Here is a 16,816-nt window from a genome sequence, read left to right as displayed (position 1 = left end):
GCCGGTCAGTACCTGGGAAGGGACGGGTCCACGGCGTCGATCCAGGCCAGGATGCCGCCGTCCAGGTGCTTGACGCTGTCCTCGCGCACTGCGTAGCCCGATCGCAGGGCGGCCAGCGCCCGGGCGGAGCGGACCCCGGCCTTGCAGTGCAGGATGACGTCCCCCTCTGTTCCGGCAGGCAGCGCACGAACGCCTTCCGAGAGCAGCCGGTCCAGCGGAGCGGAGACCGCCCCCGGAATGGAGACGAGCTCCCGTTCCCAGTCCTCGCGGACATCCACCAGCGTGAACGTGGCCTCCCCGCGGTCCCGGGCGGCCAGCAGCGCGGCCAGCTCGGCGGCGTCGACGGTCTCGACGGCGCTCGGGGCCGGCGGCGCGGATGGGTCCAGCGGAGCACGGCTCTGGCCTGAACTCCCGGGGCCCTGGAGCGTTTCGGGGCCGGACGGGCCGGTCACCCTCTGGCCGGGCGCGGACTGGCCAGATGCGGAGAGCGCCGCGGCGTCGTCGGGCCGGGCCAGCCCGCACGCGACCATGACCTCGGAGAGGTCGGTGACCGGCTGCCGCTCGGGGTCCGGCAGCACGGTGAGGGTGCGCCAGGTCTGGGCGAGGGCGTCGTGGACGAGCACCCGCCCCACGAGCGGATCGCCCATGCCGGTCAGCAGCTTGAGGGCCTCGGTGGCCATGACCGACCCGATGGTCGCGGGCAGCACGCCCAGCACACCGCCCTCAGCGCACGAGGGGACAGAGCCCGCAGGAGGAGCCCCCGGGTAGAGGTCGCGGTAGACGGGGCCGCGCCCCGCCCAGAAGACGGAGACCTGGCCGTCGAAGCGCAGGATGGAGCCCCACACCACGGGGATGCCGGTGAGCTCTGCGGCGTCGGCCACGAGGTAGCGCGTGGGGAAGTTGTCAGCGCCGTCCAGCACGAGGTCGTACTGCCCGAGGATTTCCAGGGCGTTCTCCGTGGTGAGCCTGGTGTCGTGGGTGCGCACGGTCACCAGCGGGTTGAGACGCGCGATCGCATCCGCCGCGGAGTCCACCTTGGGCCGCCCCAGGTCGCCGACCGTGTGGATGACCTGGCGCTGCAGGTTGGACACCGAGACGACGTCGTCGTCAACGACCCCCAGCGTTCCGACGCCCGCCGCGGCGAGGTACTGCAGCGCCGGCGCGCCCAGCCCGCCAGCGCCTACCACGAGCACACGGGCGTTCTTGAGCCGCCGCTGGCCCTCTGGCCCGAACCGCTCGAGGGTGAGGTGGCGAGAGTAGCGTTCCAATTCCTCCCGCGTGAGGCGTTCCGCGGGCGCCACGAGGGGCTCGAAGCGGGACTCGACGCTCATCGGGTGGTGCCTCCGCCGGGTGCGGGGTCGTCGAGGACGTCCCGGGGTGCTGGGTCGGACGACGTCACCCGCTCGCCACTGGGTACCGGATCACCCGCCGCCTTCGCTGCGGAACGGGCGGGCCAGTCCCCGCGGGGAGCGTCGTCGTCCGCGGGGTCGATCCGCCCGGCCATGGGTGAGGACGCGAGCGCGTGGGTGCGCCGGGCGATCCGCCCCGCGCCCCGGGCCAGCCGCCCCGCCTGCACGGCGTGCTTCATGGCCTGCGCCATGGCCACCGGGTCCTGGGCGCGCGTCACCGCGGAGGCGAGCAGCAGGGCGTCGCAGCCCAGCTCCATGGCCAGCGCGGCCTCCGAGGCCGTGCCGATCCCGGCGTCCAGCACCACGGGCACCGACGCGCGGGACGCGATGAGCTCGATGTTGTGCGGGTTCAGGATGCCCAGACCCGTGCCGATGGGCGCGCCCAGCGGCATGACGGCCGATGCCCCGGCGTCCTCGAGGCGCAGGGCGAGAACGGGGTCGTCCGAGGTGTAGGCGAAGACGGTGAAGCCCCGGCGCACGAGTTTCTCCGTGGCATCCAGCAGCTCCACGCCGTCCGGCAGCAGGGTGTCCTCGTCCGCGATGACCTCGAGCTTGACCCAGTCCGTCTCGAGTGCCTCTCGCCCCAGCTCAGCGGTCAGCAGCGCGTCCCGTGCGGTGTAGCAGCCGGCGGTGTTGGGCAGCACGCGGATGTCGTTGCGCCGCAGGATGCCGTACAGGCTGCCCTGCGGCCTTCCGCTGTACGCCACTGCATCGCCCGACGACGCCGCGCGGCCGGGTGCGAAGCGGCGAAGCGCCACCGTGGTCAGCTCGGTCCCCGAGGCGGTCAGTGCCCGTTCGAGCATGGCGAGGTCGGTGAGCCCGCCCGTTCCCATGATGAGCCGGGAGGACAGCTCCACCCCGGCCACGGTGAAGGGCGTGGTCCGTGTGTTCTGTGCGCTCATGCTCAGCCTCCCTGCACTGCGGTGACGATCTCCACGCTCCGACCCGGGGCCACGGGCGTCGAGGCCCACAGGGAACGGGGGACCACGGTGTCGTCCACCGCCACGGCGATCCCCAGGGGGTGACCGTCCGCAGCGGTGCCGGCCGGGGTGATCTCACGGCCGGTGAGCCGGGCGACGGCATCCGTGAGCGTGAACCCCTCGTGGACTGCCACGGAGGAGCCGTTCACGGTCGCGGTGCCCCGCGCTGCGGAGGGTGCGGTTGGCGTCGTCACCGCCGAGGGCGAGGGGTGCGAGGGGTCGGTGGTCATGCGAGTCCTCCCGAGATGTGGGGGTGGTCGAGCGAAACGGTGTCTGTGTCGGCCTGCGAGTGCCGGGCGGGATCCGTCGAGGCGAGGAACTCGCCGTCCGCGCCGTGCTCCACGCCCGGATCGAGCACACCGGTGACGAGTTCCGCCGCGAGTCGGGACGCGACCGGGGTCAGCAGGATGCCGTGACGGAAGTGGCCCGTGCTGACGACCAGTCCGTGCACGGAGGTGCGGCCGAGGTAGGGGAGGTCGTCCGGGGTGCCGGGCCGGGCGCGGGCCATCATCTCGAGGACGTCGCAGTCATCGATCGCGGGCACCACCGTGCGGGCGTCGCGCAGCAGCTGGTGGACGCCGCCGGCCAGCACGGACTCCCGCCCGTCCTCGCGGCTGGTGGCGCCGAGCACCAGGGTGTGGTCCGCGCGGGGGACCACGTAGACGGGCCGTCCGAGCACCTGGGCCCGCACCGTGCGGGAGAGCAGGTGCTCCTCCCCGGAGGCGAGCACGGACTCGGGCACGCGCAGCCGCAGGATGTCCCCGAAGACCGGGCGCAGGCGCAGGTCGAGGTCCTGCGGCAGACCGCCCACGGTGCTGGCCGTGAGACCGGTGGCGAGCACCACGGCGTCCGCGGTGATCTGCTCGCCGCTGTCCAGGCGCACGCCCGTGACCTGGCGGATCCTTCCCGAGGTTGTCAGCAGGGAGTCCACCTTGCTGGTGAACCACCGCGCGGGCCCGGCATCCGTGGCGCCCTCGGCGGTCTCGAGGTGCGCGGAGTTCAGCGCCTCCACCATGGAGGAGGCGAGCAGCCGGGGGTCCACCTGACGGTCGGAGACGATGCGGACCGCTCCGGCCAGGCGCGGCGCGAGCGCGGGTTCCAGGGACCGGGCCTCCCGCACCGGGATCTCCTGGACGTCCATGCCGGAGGCGATCTGGTGCGAGGCGAGGTCCGAGAGGGAGCGAGCATCCGCGGCGTCCGCGGCGACCACCAGGGTCTCCTCCGTGCGGTAGCCCGTGGGCAGCCCGGTGGCGGCGGTGACCCGCTCCACAAACCGGGGGTACTCGGCGGCCGAGGCGCGCATGAGGGGGTAGAGCGGTTCCTGGCCGTACTGGGTCTCCGCGACCGGGGCGAGCATCCCCGCGGCGGCGCGCGTGGCTCCCCACGCGGGGCGCGGGTCCACCACGGTGACGGCGGTGCCGCGGCGTCGCAGCTCGAAGGCAGTGGCGAGACCGATCAGACCGGCCCCGGCGACGACGACGTGCTCGGGCACGTTCTCGGACATTCTTCCTCCCTCCGGCGGCATGACCCGCATCAGGTGACCGGTCGGCGACTCACGCCCTCTCAGCCCGCTGCGGTGGTGTCGTGCGACGTGTGCGGGCTCCCGTGGAACTCGTGGGGCGGCAGCGGTGCCGACCACGATCAGTGTGCCCAGTCTAGCTGTGCCCACCGTCGGCGTCTCCGGGGGACCGGCGGTGAGGAGAGTGCTTGCCGTGCGCACCGGCAGCGGGCTCGTGCCACGATGGCGTCATGGGACACACGAACGAGCCGGGCACGCGACGTCGTGCCGCACTGCAGAACGCGCGCCTCTACGTGTGCGTTACCGCCCGCCGCGATCGCGGTGACCTGCGGGAGTTCCTGCACGCCGCCTACGAGGGCGGAGTGGACGTCATCCAGCTGCGGGACAAGAGCCTGGAGGCGGCCGCGGAGATGGAGGCCATCGAGGTCCTCGCGGAGGTTGCCCGCGAGCACGGCAAGCTCTTCGCCGTCAACGACCGCGCGGACGTGGCGCTGCTGACCGGCGCGGACGTCTTCCACGTGGGACAGGGGGATCTGAGCACCGAACAGGCGCGCAAGGTTCTCGGCCCGGACGTGGTGCTGGGGCGCTCGTGCCACTCCACCGGACAGGTGGACGCCGCGCTCACAGACCCCGGCCTCGACTACTTCTGCACCGGCCCGGTCTGGGAGACCCCCACCAAGCCCGGTCGCGCCGCCGTGGGCCTGGAGCTGCCGCGCTACGCCGCCGATAACGCCGGGGCCACGCCGTTCTTCGCGATCGGGGGGATCGACGCCGCCCGGGTGCCCGAGGTGCTCGGCACGGGTGCGTCGCGGATCGTGGTGGTGCGGGCCGTCACCGAGGCCGACGACGTCGCCGCAGCCGCCCGCGCGCTGCGCACCGCCCTGCCGGCGTGACCTCGGGGGACCCTGACGGAACGCGCCGACCTCTCACGCGGCGCCCACCGCCCCGTGACTGCACCGGGGGCAGGGGGCGGTCAGGCCCGCCCGGGGGACCCGCACTGTCCGGGATGGGCCTCGCACCACGGGGTGACGCCGGGAAACATGTACCGGTGCGCGGCGACCCAGCGGTAGGCCGCCTCCAGCGTCCACCCGACCAGCGGCAGCCGGTAGACCCGTTCGACGAGCCGTGTTCCGAGCGCCGTGTCGAGGACGACGGCCACCGCGTGGGCGCCGCCGGTGGTCTCGTCCCGTACCGCCCAGACCGCGCTGTGCACCTGCTCCTGGGTGAGCCCGAAGCGCTCCAGGATGTCCGGGCACTGGGACGCGTGCAGCTCTATCCTCCCGTGCCGGTCGATGACCCGTACCCACCCGACGGCTCGCGTGCAGAACCCGCAGTTGCCGTCGAAGACCACGTGCAGTTGCGCGCTCACAGCAGCACGCTCCCGCTGACGCACACGGTGCACGTTCCGCCCACGAGGACGTCCTCACCCCGGGACGAGATCTGGACGAGACCCCGCCGCCCGAGACAGGTGCCCTGCCGCGCCACGTACTCGCGGGGTGCGCGGTCCGTGCGGATGAGCCACTGGGCCAGGCTCGCGTTGAGGCTTCCCGTCACCGGGTCCTCGTAGCCGCGGGCGCCGGGGACGAAGGCGCGCACCTCGAAACGGTGCGCGGAACCTTCTGGGGCGGGCCCCACCACCCCCACCTTGTGCTCGCCGAGGGCGGCGTAATCGGGGTCGAGGGCCAGCACCTCCTCCGCGGATCCGAGCACCACGGCCGCCCAGGCGGGGCCGTTGTCCACCCACTGGTGCGCCACCACGTCCCGGGCAGTGATGCCGAGGCCCTCGACCATTGACCGCAGGACGCGATCCTCCAGGTCCCCGGAGCGGACGGTGGGCGGGGCCTCGAAGGACAGGGCGGCGGCGTCCTTCCCGGAGGCAGAGGCGTGGATGCGCACGAGACCCGCGGCGCACTCCTGGACCAGCGTGCCCGCGAACCGCGGGGTGTTCCCGGCCTGCAGCCACGCGCGCGCGGAGCCGAGCGTGGGGTGGCCAGCGAAGGGGAGTTCGCCGTGGGGTGTCCAGATGCGCAGGCGGTAGTCCGCGTCCGTCGTGGTGGCTGGCAGGACGAACGTGGTCTCGGACAGGTTGGTCCAGCGCGCGAAGCGGGCCATCTGCTCGTCCGTGAGGTCGGAGCCGTCCAGGACCACTGCCACGGGGTTGCCCAGGTAGGGGTCGGCGGAGAACACGTCCACCTGTGCGAACGGGCGGGAACGGGGCAACGAGGTCATGCTCCGATTTCACCACATCGGTTTGGACCGTTTCGCCACACACCTGGGGTGGAGCGGGGCGTCCGTCGAGTTCCGCGCCGTGCGGAGAGAACCTGGCGGGCGGTGGGTGGGATCGACGGGGCGAAAGGCTGCCGGGGACGACACGGGCTTGAAGGACAGGCCGGCATGAAAAAATCCCCTTGCTCCTGCGGACAGGTGCAAGGGGATTCTGGTCGGGATGACAGGATTTGAACCTGCGACCTCGTCGTCCCGAACGACGCGCGCTACCAAGCTGCGCCACATCCCGCTGTCCCACGGAGGAACTCCGCGAACAACTGCTCCAGCATAGCGTCAGGATTCGGGGAATGCGAAATCCCGGGTGGGTCGTCCCGGTACGCTCACAGCCATGGAGCACTCGGAGGAAGAGGCGGTCATGCCGCGCACGTGGCGTCGGGTGGGCGCGGCCATGTTCACCGTGGCGTTCGGCGCGAACCTCTTCGCGCCCATGCTGGAAGTCTACCGGGAGCAGGACGGCCTCTCGGAGTCGTTCGTGACGGGGATGCTCGGGATCTACGCCGCGGGTCTGGTGCCCGCGCTGCTGGTCTTCGGACCTGTGTCGGACCACCGGGGGCGGCGGGCCGTGATGCGCCCGGCACTCGCGGTGGTCTTCGCGGCGTCGCTGATCCTGGCCGCGGCCTCCCAGACCTCCGAGTGGCTGCTCTACCTGGGCCGCTGGATCATGGGCTTCGGGGTGGGTATGGCCATGTCCTCGGGATCGGCGTGGGTCAAGCAGCTGAGCACGGACCAGCCCGGTGCGGGACCCCGCCGTGCGACCGTGGTGCTCTCTGCCGGCTTCGGCGCGGGTCCGCTCGCTGCCGGTCTGCTGGCGCAGTTCCTCCCCGCCCCGCAGGCCACCCCGTTCATGGTGCACCTTGTCCTGGTGCTCGTGGGCGCCGCCATGGTCTGGTGCGTCCCGGAGACCCAGCCGGCGATCCAGGGACCCCGTCCGCGGCAGCCGCTCGTGCCGCCGATCGCCCTCACGGGCCGCTTCTTCTGGGTGGTAGCAGCTTGGGCGCCGTGGGTCTTCGGCACGGCCACCGTGGCTTTCGCGAGCATCCCCCTCTATACGCTGTCGAGCGTGCGCTTTCCCATCGCCTACCTGGGTCTCGTGGCCTCGGTGGTGATGCTCACGGGAGTTCTGGTGCAGCAGCTGGCCGCCAGGCTGGGGGAGGACGGCTGGCTCCCGCTCTCGGTCACCGGGCTGGGGGCGGCGAGCGCGGGCCTGCGCCTGGGTGCGCTCACGGTCACGTGGCACCTGAGCTGGCTCGCGATCCCCACGGCCGTGCTGCTCGGCGTCAGCTACGGGTTCATGATGGTCGCGGGCCTGCGCGAGGTGGAGCTGCTGGCCCGCCCGCACGAGCTCGGTGCCCTGATCGGCGTGTTCTACACCCTCACGTACGTGGGCTTCGCGGTGCCGTTCGTGCTCTCGTTCCTGGCCCCTGCGGTGGCGCGCGTAGCCGGGGTGGGGAAGACCACGGGGTTCGTGTGGTGCCTGCTCGCGGGCGTGGTGGTGTGCGCGGCCTCCGCGGTCCCGGTGGCGCGGGCGGCCTCCCGCGTGGTGCCGGATCCGGGGACGACGGCGCAGCGCCGCCTCACAGGGCCCGGGCCCCGAGGCGTCGCCTCCCGGGCCCTGGCACTGGAGCGCCGTCCCGGACGTCGGGGCCCTGGACTGCCCGACCAGGAACCCCTGCCCGGAGATCCGCTGCCCGCGTGCACCCCGTGGGACCGCCCCGCACACGGGGCGGACACCCTCAGCGCGTGACCCGCTCCAGGACCTGCAGCACGTGCTCGTAGGGGCGGCCGGTGGCATCTGTGAGGGCCTGCTCGCACGTCCGGTTCAATGATGCATACGCATCAAAGTCACCGGATCGCACCTCCGCCGCCTCCGGGGCCGTGGCCGCGGCCGTCAGCTCGGGGTGCAGCATGCCGCGGTCTCCGGCGTAGCCGCAGCAGCCCCACGCGACCGGAACGGTTACGTCCTGCGCGCAGGCGTGGGCCACGCGCAGCAGGTCATCTGCGATCCCGAGGTGCACGGACGAGCACGTGGGGTGCACAGCCAGGGTCTCCAGCCGGGAGTGCTCGGGCAGCAGGGGCAGCACGTGCTCGGCGGCGAACGTCACCGCGTCCACGAACGTGAGTGCGCCGTAGCGGGGGTGGTCCTTGGCCAGCTCCCGCATGGTCTCCAGGCCCTCGGTGCACGAGGACGCGTCGCAGACCACTGGTAGGCGGCCCCCGTCGGAGGCGTCCCACACCAACCCGAGCGTCCGCTCGCTCATGGTGGCGTAGCCGGTGGGCAGACCCTTGGACTTCCACGGGGTTCCGCAGCACGCGGAGTCGATGCCCTCCGGGATGCGCACCGCGACCCCCGCGCGCTCGCACACCCGCAGGAACGCCTCGGACGTGCTCGGTCCCTCGCTGCCGACCGTGCCGAACATCGCGTTGATGCACGCGGGGAAGAACACGGCGCGGACCGTTGCCGACCCGGCGTCCGGAACGGTGGACTCGGCAGGTGCCGCCCACCCGGCGTCGTGCCCACCGTCGCGCTCGGCAGGGAGCTGCCCGGGCGACGTCGTCAACCGGGACCGCGCGGACCCGCCGGACGGGAGCGTGGGGCTGTAGCGCGGCACGGTGTCCGCCCCGAGCGCTGCGCGGGCCGCACGGGTCGCGGAGACGGGCAGCACCGGGGGCATCCGGGAGGCGAGCGTGAGTGCGAAGGAGGCCCCCGCGGACGTGGTCGCCCAGGACCTCGCGGCGGCACCCCAGGCGAGGTCCGCGACCTTCGAGTGGTTCTCCGCGCGCAGCCGACGCACCAGGTCACCGGTGTTGATGTTCACGGGACACGCCGTGACGCACATGCCGTCCACGGCGCACGTCTGCAGCCCCGCGTAGTCGTAGTCCCGCCGCAGCCGGTCCGCGAGACCGCTCTCCCCACGCGCCTCGGCCTGCGCAATCTCGCGGCGGCCCACGATGCGCTGCCGCGGCGTCAGCGTGAGGTCCTGGGAGGGGCACACCGGCTCGCAGTACCCGCACTCCACGCACCGGTCCACCTCGGACTCCACAGGCGGCGCGGTCTTCAGGTCCCGCAGGTACGCGCGCGGGTCCTCGGTGAGGATCACCCCGGGGTTGAAGCGGTTCTGCGGGTCGATCAGCGCCTTCAGCTCGCACATGACCTCGTAGAGCTCGTCCCCGTACTGCCGCCGCACGAACGGCGCCATGATGCGCCCCGTGCCGTGCTCGGCCTTCAGCGAGCCCCCGCGCTCGAGCACGAGGTCCACCATCTCCTCGGTGAAGCGCTCGTAGCGCCGCAGCTGCGCGGGGTCGTCGAACTGCTCGTTGAGCATGAAGTGGACGTTGCCGTCCTTGGCGTGGCCGAAGATCACGGAGTCCCGGTAGTCGTGCGCGTCGAAGAGCCCGGTGAGCTCCTCGCACGTGCTGCCGAGCTGGTCCACGGGTACCACCACGTCTTCCAGCAGCGCGTTCGTGCCCGTTGGCCGGTTGCCCGCCACGGTCGTGTAGAGCCCCTTGCGCACGGTCCACAGGCTCTTGCGCTCGCGGGGGTCGGTGGTCAGGGACACGGGCCCGGTCAGGTCCAGGGCGTCGAACGTCGACGATGCCGCCGCGGCCAGCTCCCGCACGCCCTCCTGCGTGTCGTGCTGGTACTCCACGAGCAGCGCGGCCTGCTGGTCCACGGGGATGTCCATGATCGCGGGCGGGGCGAGGCCCGTGCGCTGGGAGACCGCCAGGGAGGTGGCGTCGAGCAGCTCGAGCGTGGCGCAGTGCGAGCCCACGAGGTCCGGGACCGCGCTGGTGGCGGCCACCACGGTGGGGAACACGAGCAGGCCGGTGGCCACGTGCGGGTGGACCGGGATGGTGCGCAGGGTCGCGCTCGCCACGAACCCCAGTGTGCCCTCCGAGCCGATCATCAGGTGCTCCAGGATCCGCACCGGGTCCCGGTGGTCCAGGAACGAGTTCAGCCCGTAGCCCATGGTGTTCTTCATGGCGAAGAGCCGCTCGACGGTCCGCACCGACTCCGGGTTGCCCGTGACCCGATCGCGCAGCCGGAGCAGGCCCTCGAAGAGCTCGGGCTCGCGTGCCCGCAGCTGTTCGGCGGCATCGGGGGCGGCGGTGTCCAGCACGGTGCCCGAGGGGAGCACGAGCACCATCGACTCCAGGGTGCGGTACGTGTTGAACTCCGTGCCGCATGCCATCCCGGAGGAGTTGTTCGCCACCACGCCGCCAAGCGTGCACGCGGTCTCGCTGGCCGGGTCCGGGCCCAGCAGCCGACCGTGCGGGGCGAGCCGCGCGTTGACCTGGCGTACGGTGACGCCGGGCTGTACCCGCACGCGGGCGCCGTCGTCGAGGACCTCCACCGCCTTGAAGTGGCGCCGCACGTCCACGAGCAGCTGGTCCGTCACCGCCTGCCCGGACAGGGACGTGCCGCCCGAGCGCAGGGTCAGCCCGCGCCGGTCTCGGCGGCCGCGGCGAAGATGCTCCCCACCTCGGTCTCGTCCCGCGGGCGCAGCACGGCGTGGGGCTGCATCAGGTAGTGCGAGGCGTCGTGCGCCACCGCCCGCCGTTCGAGCTCCCCCGCGACCACGACCCCGCTCCCGCACTGCCGCTCGATCCGCTGCACCGCGCGCTCCAGGGGCGACGCCGCCGCGGTTGCCGTGCTGGGCGCGCCGGTCCCGGACGCGACCCCGGACCGGCCCCCGGCGGACGCCCAGGACCCGGCGACGTCGCCGTTCCCGGCGGGGGTGCCCCGGGCTGCGTCGTCCCCGGTGCCCGTACGGCGCCCGTCGCGGGAGCGGGAGCGGGGGAAGGGGAGGGTGAACGGTGCCATGGTGAACCTCGCTGGGTGAGACGGTCGGTGGACGGAAGCGGTCGGGCGGTCAGTCCGTGAGCGTGACCAGCACGGCCTGGGGCGGGCAGAACAGGCGGACCGGTGCGAAGCGGGACTCGCCCAGTCCCTGGGAGATGTTCACGGTCACCCCGCGGTGCTCGATCAGTCCCTTGCAGATCGCGGGGTCGAGGTCGCAGTTGCTCACCAGGGCGCGGCCGCCGGGCAGGCACACCTGCCCGCCGTGGGTGTGGCCCGCGAAGACGATGTCTGCCCCGTCCGCCGCGAAGCGGTCCAGGGTTCGCAGGTACGGAGCGTGGGCCACCCCGATGCGCACGTCCGCGGGAGTGTCGTGGCCCTGCGGGAAGCCCGGGTGGCGGTCGTAGTGCAGGTGGGGATCGTCCACGCCGGAGAAGTCGATCACGGTCCCGGCCACCTCCAAGCGCAGCGCGCGGTTGATCAGACCGGTCCATCCGTGCCCGTCGAAGGCTCGGTGCATCTGGGCGGTGGGCAGCAGCTGCGGTGCCTCGTCCTGCCCGGCGCGGTCCGCCGCGGAGGTGCGCCACAGGTACCGCGTGGGGTTCTTGGGCTGCGGCGCGAAGTAGCAGTTGGACCCCGGCACGTAGACCCCGGGGAACGCGAAGAGCGGGTCGAGGATCTCCAGCAGGAACGGTAGCGCCTGCAGGTGGGACAGGTTGTCCCCCGTGTCGATCACCAGGTCCGGTCGCAGGGCAGCGAGCGAGTGCATGAATCGCAGCTTCGCCGCCTGGCCCGGCACCGTGTGCAGATCCGAGATGTGCAGGATGCGCAGGGGCCGGGCACCGGTGGGCAGGACCCGCACCGTCTCCTGGCGCAGCTGGAACCGCCGACGCTCCCCGAGCACAGCCCACGCGAGCGTCCCGGTCCCTGCCGCGAACAGGCCCGCCCCGGCCGCGGTGATCTGGCGCGCGGCCGGGGCGGGCCCGGTGCTGGCGGAGGCCACTACTTGCTCGTGGACAGCACGCTGGCGGGCGGCGAGGAGAACGCGTCGGTGCTGTAGCGCGGCGCAATCTCCTTCATGTAGTTCTGCCACTGGCCACCGGCGTACGTGGCACCGTCCACCCACTCGGTACCGGAGCCACCGGAGCGGCCGCCGATGTTCAGGCCGTTCAGGGAGCGCGAGCCGTACTGGTAGTTGCCCACCCAAGATGCCGTGGACAGGCCCTCGGTGTAGCCCACCATCCACGTCTGGGTGGAGTTGTCCGTGGTACCAGTCTTGGCCGCGGACGCGCCGGGCAGGCCGATGGAGCGTTGGTAGCCGGACCCTCTCACGAGCACCTGTTCCAGCACGTAGTTCACGCCCTGGGCGACCTCCTTTTTGATGACCTGCTTGCAGGAGTCGTTGCCGACGTCGTACGACTTGCCCTGCGCGTCCACCACCTTGGTCACGGCGCGGGGTTCGCACATCACGCCGTCATTCGCGAAGGCCGAGAACGCGCGGGCCATGGTCATGGGGGAGATGTCCGCCGAGCCACCCAGCAGGGAGGAGAGCACCGTGGTGTCCACGGGGTCGCCGGTCTTGCCGTCGTGGATGCCCAGCGCCTTGGTCAGGTCGCCGATCTCGCACAGGTCGAGGTCTGCGGCCATCGCGTACAGCGCCGAGTTGATGGAGTTGTAGATGCCGTAGTCCACGTCCATGATCTTCTGGTAGCCCTCGGTGGCGTTCTGGAAGGTCAGGCCGTTGCCGTCGGTGCCCGGTTCGATCTTGTACCCGTTGGGCAGGCAGGACGCCTTCCACTTGTAGTCCGCCGGGTAGCTCACCCTGCGGGCGTCGATGCTGGCCTTTACACCCTTGCCCGAGTTGATCCACTGGGCCAGGGTGAACGGTTTGAACGTGGAACCCACCTGGAACCCGCCGGCGCCGCCCATCGACGTGTCCACGTTGAAGTTGTACGTGGTGTTGCTGTCGCCCTCAGCTGCGGAGTAGTTCGTGTTCTGCGCCATGGAGGCGATGTGCCCGCTGCCGGGCTCCAGGGAGATCAGGGACGTGGAGACGCTGTCCGGGTTGTTGTCCTTGGGCTGCGTCTGGTTGACCTGGGTGTCCGCCGCCTTCTGGGCTGTGGGATCCAGGGTGGTGGTGATCGTCAGACCACCGCGCTGCAGGGTGGCCAGCCGCTCCTCCGGCGTGGTGCCGTAGGTGTCCGACTGCATGACCTCGTTCTCCACGTAGTCGCAGAAGTACGGTGCGGTCTTCGCCGCAGAGCACCCGGAGCTCGTGGTGTGGATGTCGAGGTTCATCGGCTCGTTGGCCGCCTTGTCCGCCTCCGCCCGGGTGATGGACCCGGTCTGGACCATGGTGTCCAGCACCAGGTTTCGACGCTGCGTGGACAGCTCGGGGTTCACCTGGGGGTTGTACGTGTTCGGGGACTGCACCATGCCCGCGAGGGTGGCCGCCTGGGCCACGCTCAGCTGTGAGGCGTGGATGCCCCAGAAGTACTGCGACGCCGCTTCGACACCGTAGTTGGAACCGCCGAAGAGCACAATGTTGAGGTAGCCCTCGAGGATCTCGTCCTTGGACTTCTCCTGCTCCATGGACAGCGCGAGCTTCATCTCCTTGATCTTGTCGACCACGCCCTTGTCGGCGCCGATGGTGCTGGCCTGCTCGCCGTTGCGCACCTGCTGGTCGATGATGAGGTTGTTCACGTACTGCTGCGTGATCGTGGAGGCGCCCTGACGGTTGCTCGGGCGCAGCAGGTTGTTGCCAATGGCGCGCACAATGCCCCACGGGTCCACCGCACCGTGCTCGTAGAACTCTCGGTCTTCGATGGACAGCAGCGCCTTCTGCATGTTGGGGGAGATCTCGTCCAGGGGCACGGGGTCCCGGTTCTGGGCGAAGAACTTGGCGATCTCGGAACCGTCCTTCGCAACAACAGTGGAGGCGCGGGAGAGCGGGCCCGTCTCCATGTCCGCGGGCAGGGACTTGAACCATCCGATGGACGCGTTGGCGGCCAGCCCGGCTGCCGCGGCGGGGGGGACCAGGAGCCCGGCTGCGACCACTCCGGTGACCACAGCAACGGCGATGAACGCCACCACGTTGCCCAGTACCGACGTGGGCTCGGAGCCCGAGTTGTTGCGTGATGCCATTGCGCCAGTGTACAAGCCGGGGGCGGGTGGATCCGTGTATCCGAAGCTGCGGTCACACTGTGATCTCCCCGGGACCGGGGACGCGCGCCGCGCCCGCCTGGACAGTAGGGTGGTGGCCATGACCACTTGGGAATACGCAACCGTTCCGCTGATGATCCACGCCACCAAGCAGATCCTCGACAACTGGGGTGACGACGGCTGGGAGCTCGTGACCGTGCTGCCCGGCACCCAGGCCGCGGACACCCCCGCCGCGAACATGAACGCGCCGGTGCAGACCAACCCCATCGCCTACTTCAAGCGCCCCAAGAACTGACACGGCGAGGGAGGACCCGGACATGAGTGACAGGTACGAGGACCGGCTCGCGGAGCTGGGGCTGCAGCTGCCCGACGTCGCGGCACCCCTGGCCGCCTACGCACCAGCGGTGACCACCGGCAACCACGTGTACACCGCGGGCCAGCTGCCCCTGGTCTCGGGATCGTTGCCCCAGACCGGTGTGGTGAGCGACAGCGGCGCCGAGGGCACCGTGGACCCGCAGCGGGCGGCGGAGCTCGCCGAACGCTGCGCACTTAACGCGCTCGCGGCGGTGAAGTCGCAGATCGGCGAGCTGGAGCGCATCCGGCGCATCGTGAAGGTCACGGGTTTCGTGGCCTCCGCCCCGGACTTCTTCGCGCAGCCTGCGGTGGTGGACGGCGCGTCCCAGCTGCTCGGCCGGGTCTTCGGAGATGTCGGCGTGCATGCGCGCTCCGCGGTGGGCGTGAGCGTGCTGCCGCTGAACTCCCCGGTGGAGGTCGAACTGATCGTCGAGTTCGGCTGAGCATGAGCGGCGCGCCGGCGGGGGAGCGGATCTTCGCGATCCCCCGCTCCTACAGCAAGGCAGCCCGCGCCTGGATGGAACGCGGCCTCGGGATGCACGGCACGGCACCGCGCCGGGGTGCCGCCACAGTCTTCGTCCGGGACGGGGACAACGGGGTGGAGACCCTCATGCTCCACCGACCCGGCCGTCAGTCCATGGGTACGCTCTCCTTTCCCGGGGGGATCACCGAGACGAGTGACGACGAGCCCCTCGACTGGCGCGGTCCGAGCTCTTCCGAGTGGGCCCACAAGCTCCTCTCCGAGGACATCGGCCGCGCCCGGCGCAGCGTGGTCACCGCCGCGCGCAAGACGTTCGTGGAGACCGGCATCCTCTTCGCGGGCGCACCAGCCCACGGGGTGGCCGAGAACGTGGAGGGGGTGGACTGGATGCGCTCCCGCGAGCAGCTGGCCTCCGGGGACATCTCCTTCGCGGACCTGCTCGCCAAGCGCAGCATGGCGTTCCACAGCGAGTGCCTGCGCCCACTGTCCCACTGGATGACCTCGGACTTCGTGCACCAGCGGGTGGACCTGCACTTCTTCGCCGCGGCGGTTCCCGTGGGCCAGCGTGAGTCCCCGCTGGCCACACAGCGCGGACGTGCCTGGCTCGGCTGGGTGGACGCCCGCACGCTGCTCGACGACCCCTGGGCCACACCCCTGCCCGAGCTCTTCCGGGAGGAGAGCGAGGACTGTGCCCAGACCCAGGACCCCTGGCACTTCGACTTCAACGAGCTGACCACCCCGGGTGTGCAGTGCGCCGTGGAGGCCGTGGCGGAGGCGAGTTCAGCCATGGCGTTCCTCGCCGCTCGCCGGGACCTGCGGGTCAAGGTGCCTCGCCTGGACCTGCGCGACGACGAACCCGTCCTGGTGCTCGACGCCTGACTCCCGCCGCGGTGGGCGGGGCGGCGTCGACCGGGCCCGTCCGCACACGCGACGACGCCCGCGGCGGGTGCCGCGGGCGTCGTCGTCGAATCAGGGGGAACGCGTCAGCGCGAGCGCTGCTGGAGGCGCTGCAGGTTCAGGATGACCACCGCTCGCGCCTCCAGTCGGATCCAACCGCGCTGCACGAACTCGGCGAGAGCCTTGTTCACGGTCTCGCGCGAGGCACCGACCAGCTGAGCGAGCTCCTCCTGGGTGAGCTCGTGGGCCACCAGGATGCCGTCCGTGGCGGGGCGCCCGAAGCGGTCCGCAAGGTCCAGCAGAGCCTTGGCCACGCGCCCGGGAACGTCCGAGAACACGAGGTCCGCGAGGTTCTCGTTGGTGCGGCGCAGCCGGCGGGCCAGTGCCTGCAGCAGCTGGGCTGAGACCTCGGGGGAGCGCTGGATGACCTTGCGCAGGTTCTCGTGCTTGAGCCCGGCCAGTCGCGTCTCGGAGACCGCGGTGGCGGAGGTGGAGCGGGGGCTGGGGTCGAACAGGGCCATCTCGCCGAAGATCTCGCCCGGGCCCATGACGGCCACCAGGTTCTCGCGGCCGTCGCTGGCCGTGCGGCCGAGCTTCATCTTGCCGGAGACGATGAAGTAGAGCTGGTCTCCCGGGTCGCCCTCGTAGAACAGGGTGGCACCGCGGGAGAGATCCACCTCCGTGATCTCCTCGGTCAGAGCGGCGAACGCCTCGTCGTCCAAAGAAGCGAACAGGGGAGCGCGGCGCAGGACGTCTGTATCCAAGGTGTATCTCCTCACCAAAGTCGGGGGGCACCCCGCAGGGGTGCATGCGTGCTTACGGTCCATCGTAACGAGTTTCACACCGCTCGTGGCCACTCCTGCGTTGTGCCCAGTGTGAACACCCGGGGAGCTCTGCGGTGGCAGCGCCGCCCGCTTCTCCCACCGGCGG

Annotated in this window: 14 protein-coding genes, 1 tRNA gene and 1 pseudogene; 5 read left to right on the top strand and 11 right to left on the bottom strand. The window is 71.5% G+C overall.

Features of this window, described 5'->3' with window-relative positions; translation table 11 throughout:
- Positions 1-5 precede the first annotated feature (5 nt).
- The 4 genes from moeB to thiO are packed head-to-tail and all read right to left on the bottom strand — an operon-like array spanning position 6 to position 4,028.
- On the bottom strand, positions 6-1,331 hold the full coding sequence (gene moeB, locus FS770_RS04140) for a molybdopterin-synthase adenylyltransferase MoeB (protein WP_145010067.1): 1,326 nt from the start codon (positions 1,329-1,331) through the stop codon (positions 6-8).
- The gene (locus tag FS770_RS04135) at positions 1,328-2,311 is read right to left on the bottom strand and encodes a thiazole synthase (RefSeq protein WP_145010064.1); all 984 of its coding nucleotides are present in this window, start codon (positions 2,309-2,311) and stop codon (positions 1,328-1,330) included. Before FS770_RS04135 ends, moeB begins: the two co-directional genes overlap by 4 nt.
- Positions 2,312-2,313: 2 nt before the next feature.
- Positions 2,314-2,619: a sulfur carrier protein ThiS gene (thiS, locus tag FS770_RS04130; RefSeq protein ID WP_144940906.1), complete on the bottom strand. Its 306-nt coding sequence runs from the start codon at positions 2,617-2,619 to the stop codon at positions 2,314-2,316.
- Positions 2,616-4,028 carry a glycine oxidase ThiO gene (gene thiO / locus FS770_RS04125; protein WP_425323819.1) on the bottom strand — a complete coding sequence of 471 codons (1,413 nt, stop codon included), beginning with the start codon at positions 4,026-4,028 and terminating at the stop codon, positions 2,616-2,618. Before thiO ends, thiS begins: the two co-directional genes overlap by 4 nt.
- Positions 4,029-4,138: 110 nt before the next feature.
- Between thiO and thiE the strand changes: the two genes are divergently transcribed.
- The gene (thiE, locus tag FS770_RS04120; RefSeq protein WP_144940900.1) at positions 4,139-4,801 is read left to right on the top strand and encodes a thiamine phosphate synthase; all 663 of its coding nucleotides are present in this window, start codon (positions 4,139-4,141) and stop codon (positions 4,799-4,801) included.
- 80 nt (positions 4,802-4,881) lie between these two features.
- Here thiE and FS770_RS04115 read toward each other — a convergent pair whose 3' ends face one another.
- The 3 genes from FS770_RS04115 to FS770_RS04105 all read right to left on the bottom strand — a co-directional run bounded on the left by FS770_RS04115 (position 4,882) and on the right by FS770_RS04105 (position 6,423).
- Positions 4,882-5,277: a thiol-disulfide oxidoreductase DCC family protein gene (locus tag FS770_RS04115; RefSeq protein WP_244944731.1), complete on the bottom strand. Its 396-nt coding sequence runs from the start codon at positions 5,275-5,277 to the stop codon at positions 4,882-4,884.
- A complete protein-coding gene (locus tag FS770_RS04110; RefSeq protein WP_145010061.1) occupies positions 5,274-6,137 on the bottom strand; it encodes a PhzF family phenazine biosynthesis protein in 864 nt (287 codons plus the stop codon). The genes FS770_RS04115 and FS770_RS04110 overlap by 4 nt, the downstream gene beginning before the upstream one ends.
- A gap of 209 nt (positions 6,138-6,346) precedes the next feature.
- Positions 6,347-6,423, bottom strand: a tRNA-Pro gene (locus tag FS770_RS04105).
- 99 nt (positions 6,424-6,522) lie between these two features.
- Between FS770_RS04105 and FS770_RS04100 the strand changes: the two genes are divergently transcribed.
- The gene (locus FS770_RS04100; protein ID WP_244944730.1) at positions 6,523-7,938 is read left to right on the top strand and encodes an MFS transporter; all 1,416 of its coding nucleotides are present in this window, start codon (positions 6,523-6,525) and stop codon (positions 7,936-7,938) included.
- On the opposite strand, the pseudogene FS770_RS04095 reads toward FS770_RS04100, so the two are convergent.
- From FS770_RS04095 to FS770_RS04080, 3 genes and pseudogenes are all read right to left on the bottom strand, one after another.
- A pseudogene (locus FS770_RS04095) lies at positions 7,928-11,016 on the bottom strand (FAD-binding and (Fe-S)-binding domain-containing protein). The gene FS770_RS04100 and the pseudogene FS770_RS04095 overlap by 11 nt on opposite strands.
- 49 nt (positions 11,017-11,065) lie before the next feature.
- Positions 11,066-11,995: a metallophosphoesterase gene (locus FS770_RS04085; protein ID WP_094395090.1), complete on the bottom strand. Its 930-nt coding sequence runs from the start codon at positions 11,993-11,995 to the stop codon at positions 11,066-11,068.
- Positions 11,995-14,136 carry a transglycosylase domain-containing protein gene (locus tag FS770_RS04080; RefSeq protein WP_145010058.1) on the bottom strand — a complete coding sequence of 714 codons (2,142 nt, stop codon included), beginning with the start codon at positions 14,134-14,136 and terminating at the stop codon, positions 11,995-11,997. The genes FS770_RS04085 and FS770_RS04080 overlap by 1 nt, the downstream gene beginning before the upstream one ends.
- Before the next feature lie 118 nt (positions 14,137-14,254).
- Between FS770_RS04080 and FS770_RS04075 the strand changes: the two genes are divergently transcribed.
- From FS770_RS04075 to FS770_RS04065, 3 genes are read left to right on the top strand one after another with little or no spacing between them, the layout of a single operon-like run.
- Positions 14,255-14,449: a DUF4177 domain-containing protein gene (locus FS770_RS04075; protein WP_055082311.1), complete on the top strand. Its 195-nt coding sequence runs from the start codon at positions 14,255-14,257 to the stop codon at positions 14,447-14,449.
- Positions 14,450-14,471: 22 nt separating this feature from the next.
- On the top strand, positions 14,472-14,951 hold the full coding sequence (locus FS770_RS04070) for a RidA family protein (protein WP_145010054.1): 480 nt from the start codon (positions 14,472-14,474) through the stop codon (positions 14,949-14,951).
- A 2-nt stretch (positions 14,952-14,953) separates the two neighbouring features.
- A complete protein-coding gene (locus tag FS770_RS04065) occupies positions 14,954-15,868 on the top strand; it encodes an NUDIX hydrolase (RefSeq protein WP_144940885.1) in 915 nt (304 codons plus the stop codon).
- 104 nt (positions 15,869-15,972) lie between these two features.
- Here the strand turns inward: FS770_RS04065 and FS770_RS04060 are convergent, their stop codons facing one another.
- Complete coding sequence (locus tag FS770_RS04060) at positions 15,973-16,650, bottom strand: Crp/Fnr family transcriptional regulator (RefSeq protein WP_144940882.1); 678 nt, start codon at positions 16,648-16,650, stop codon at positions 15,973-15,975.
- Positions 16,651-16,816 lie beyond the last annotated feature (166 nt).

Source organism: Kocuria salsicia, assembly GCF_007681555.1.
Classification (GTDB): Bacteria; Actinomycetota; Actinomycetes; order Actinomycetales; family Micrococcaceae; genus Kocuria; species Kocuria salsicia.
The sequence above is the reverse complement of the archived record's forward strand: the minus strand, read 5'-3'. Positions and strand labels throughout refer to the sequence as shown.

Bases quoted from the DNA above. Each gene is read 5' to 3' on its own strand.
- moeB (WP_145010067.1), bottom strand. From the start codon at position 1,331: ATGAGCGTCGAGTCCCGCTTCGAGCCCCTCGTGGCGCCCGCGGAACGC.
- FS770_RS04135 (WP_145010064.1), bottom strand. From the start codon at position 2,311: ATGAGCGCACAGAACACACGGACCACGCCCTTCACCGTGGCCGGGGTG.
- thiS (WP_144940906.1), bottom strand. From the start codon at position 2,619: ATGACCACCGACCCCTCGCACCCCTCGCCCTCGGCGGTGACGACGCCA.
- thiE (WP_144940900.1), top strand. From the start codon at position 4,139: ATGGGACACACGAACGAGCCGGGCACGCGACGTCGTGCCGCACTGCAG.
- FS770_RS04110 (WP_145010061.1), bottom strand. From the start codon at position 6,137: ATGACCTCGTTGCCCCGTTCCCGCCCGTTCGCACAGGTGGACGTGTTC.
- FS770_RS04100 (WP_244944730.1), top strand. From the start codon at position 6,523: ATGGAGCACTCGGAGGAAGAGGCGGTCATGCCGCGCACGTGGCGTCGG.
- FS770_RS04080 (WP_145010058.1), bottom strand. From the start codon at position 14,136: ATGGCATCACGCAACAACTCGGGCTCCGAGCCCACGTCGGTACTGGGC.
- FS770_RS04075 (WP_055082311.1), top strand. From the start codon at position 14,255: ATGACCACTTGGGAATACGCAACCGTTCCGCTGATGATCCACGCCACC.
- FS770_RS04070 (WP_145010054.1), top strand. From the start codon at position 14,472: ATGAGTGACAGGTACGAGGACCGGCTCGCGGAGCTGGGGCTGCAGCTG.
- FS770_RS04065 (WP_144940885.1), top strand. From the start codon at position 14,954: ATGAGCGGCGCGCCGGCGGGGGAGCGGATCTTCGCGATCCCCCGCTCC.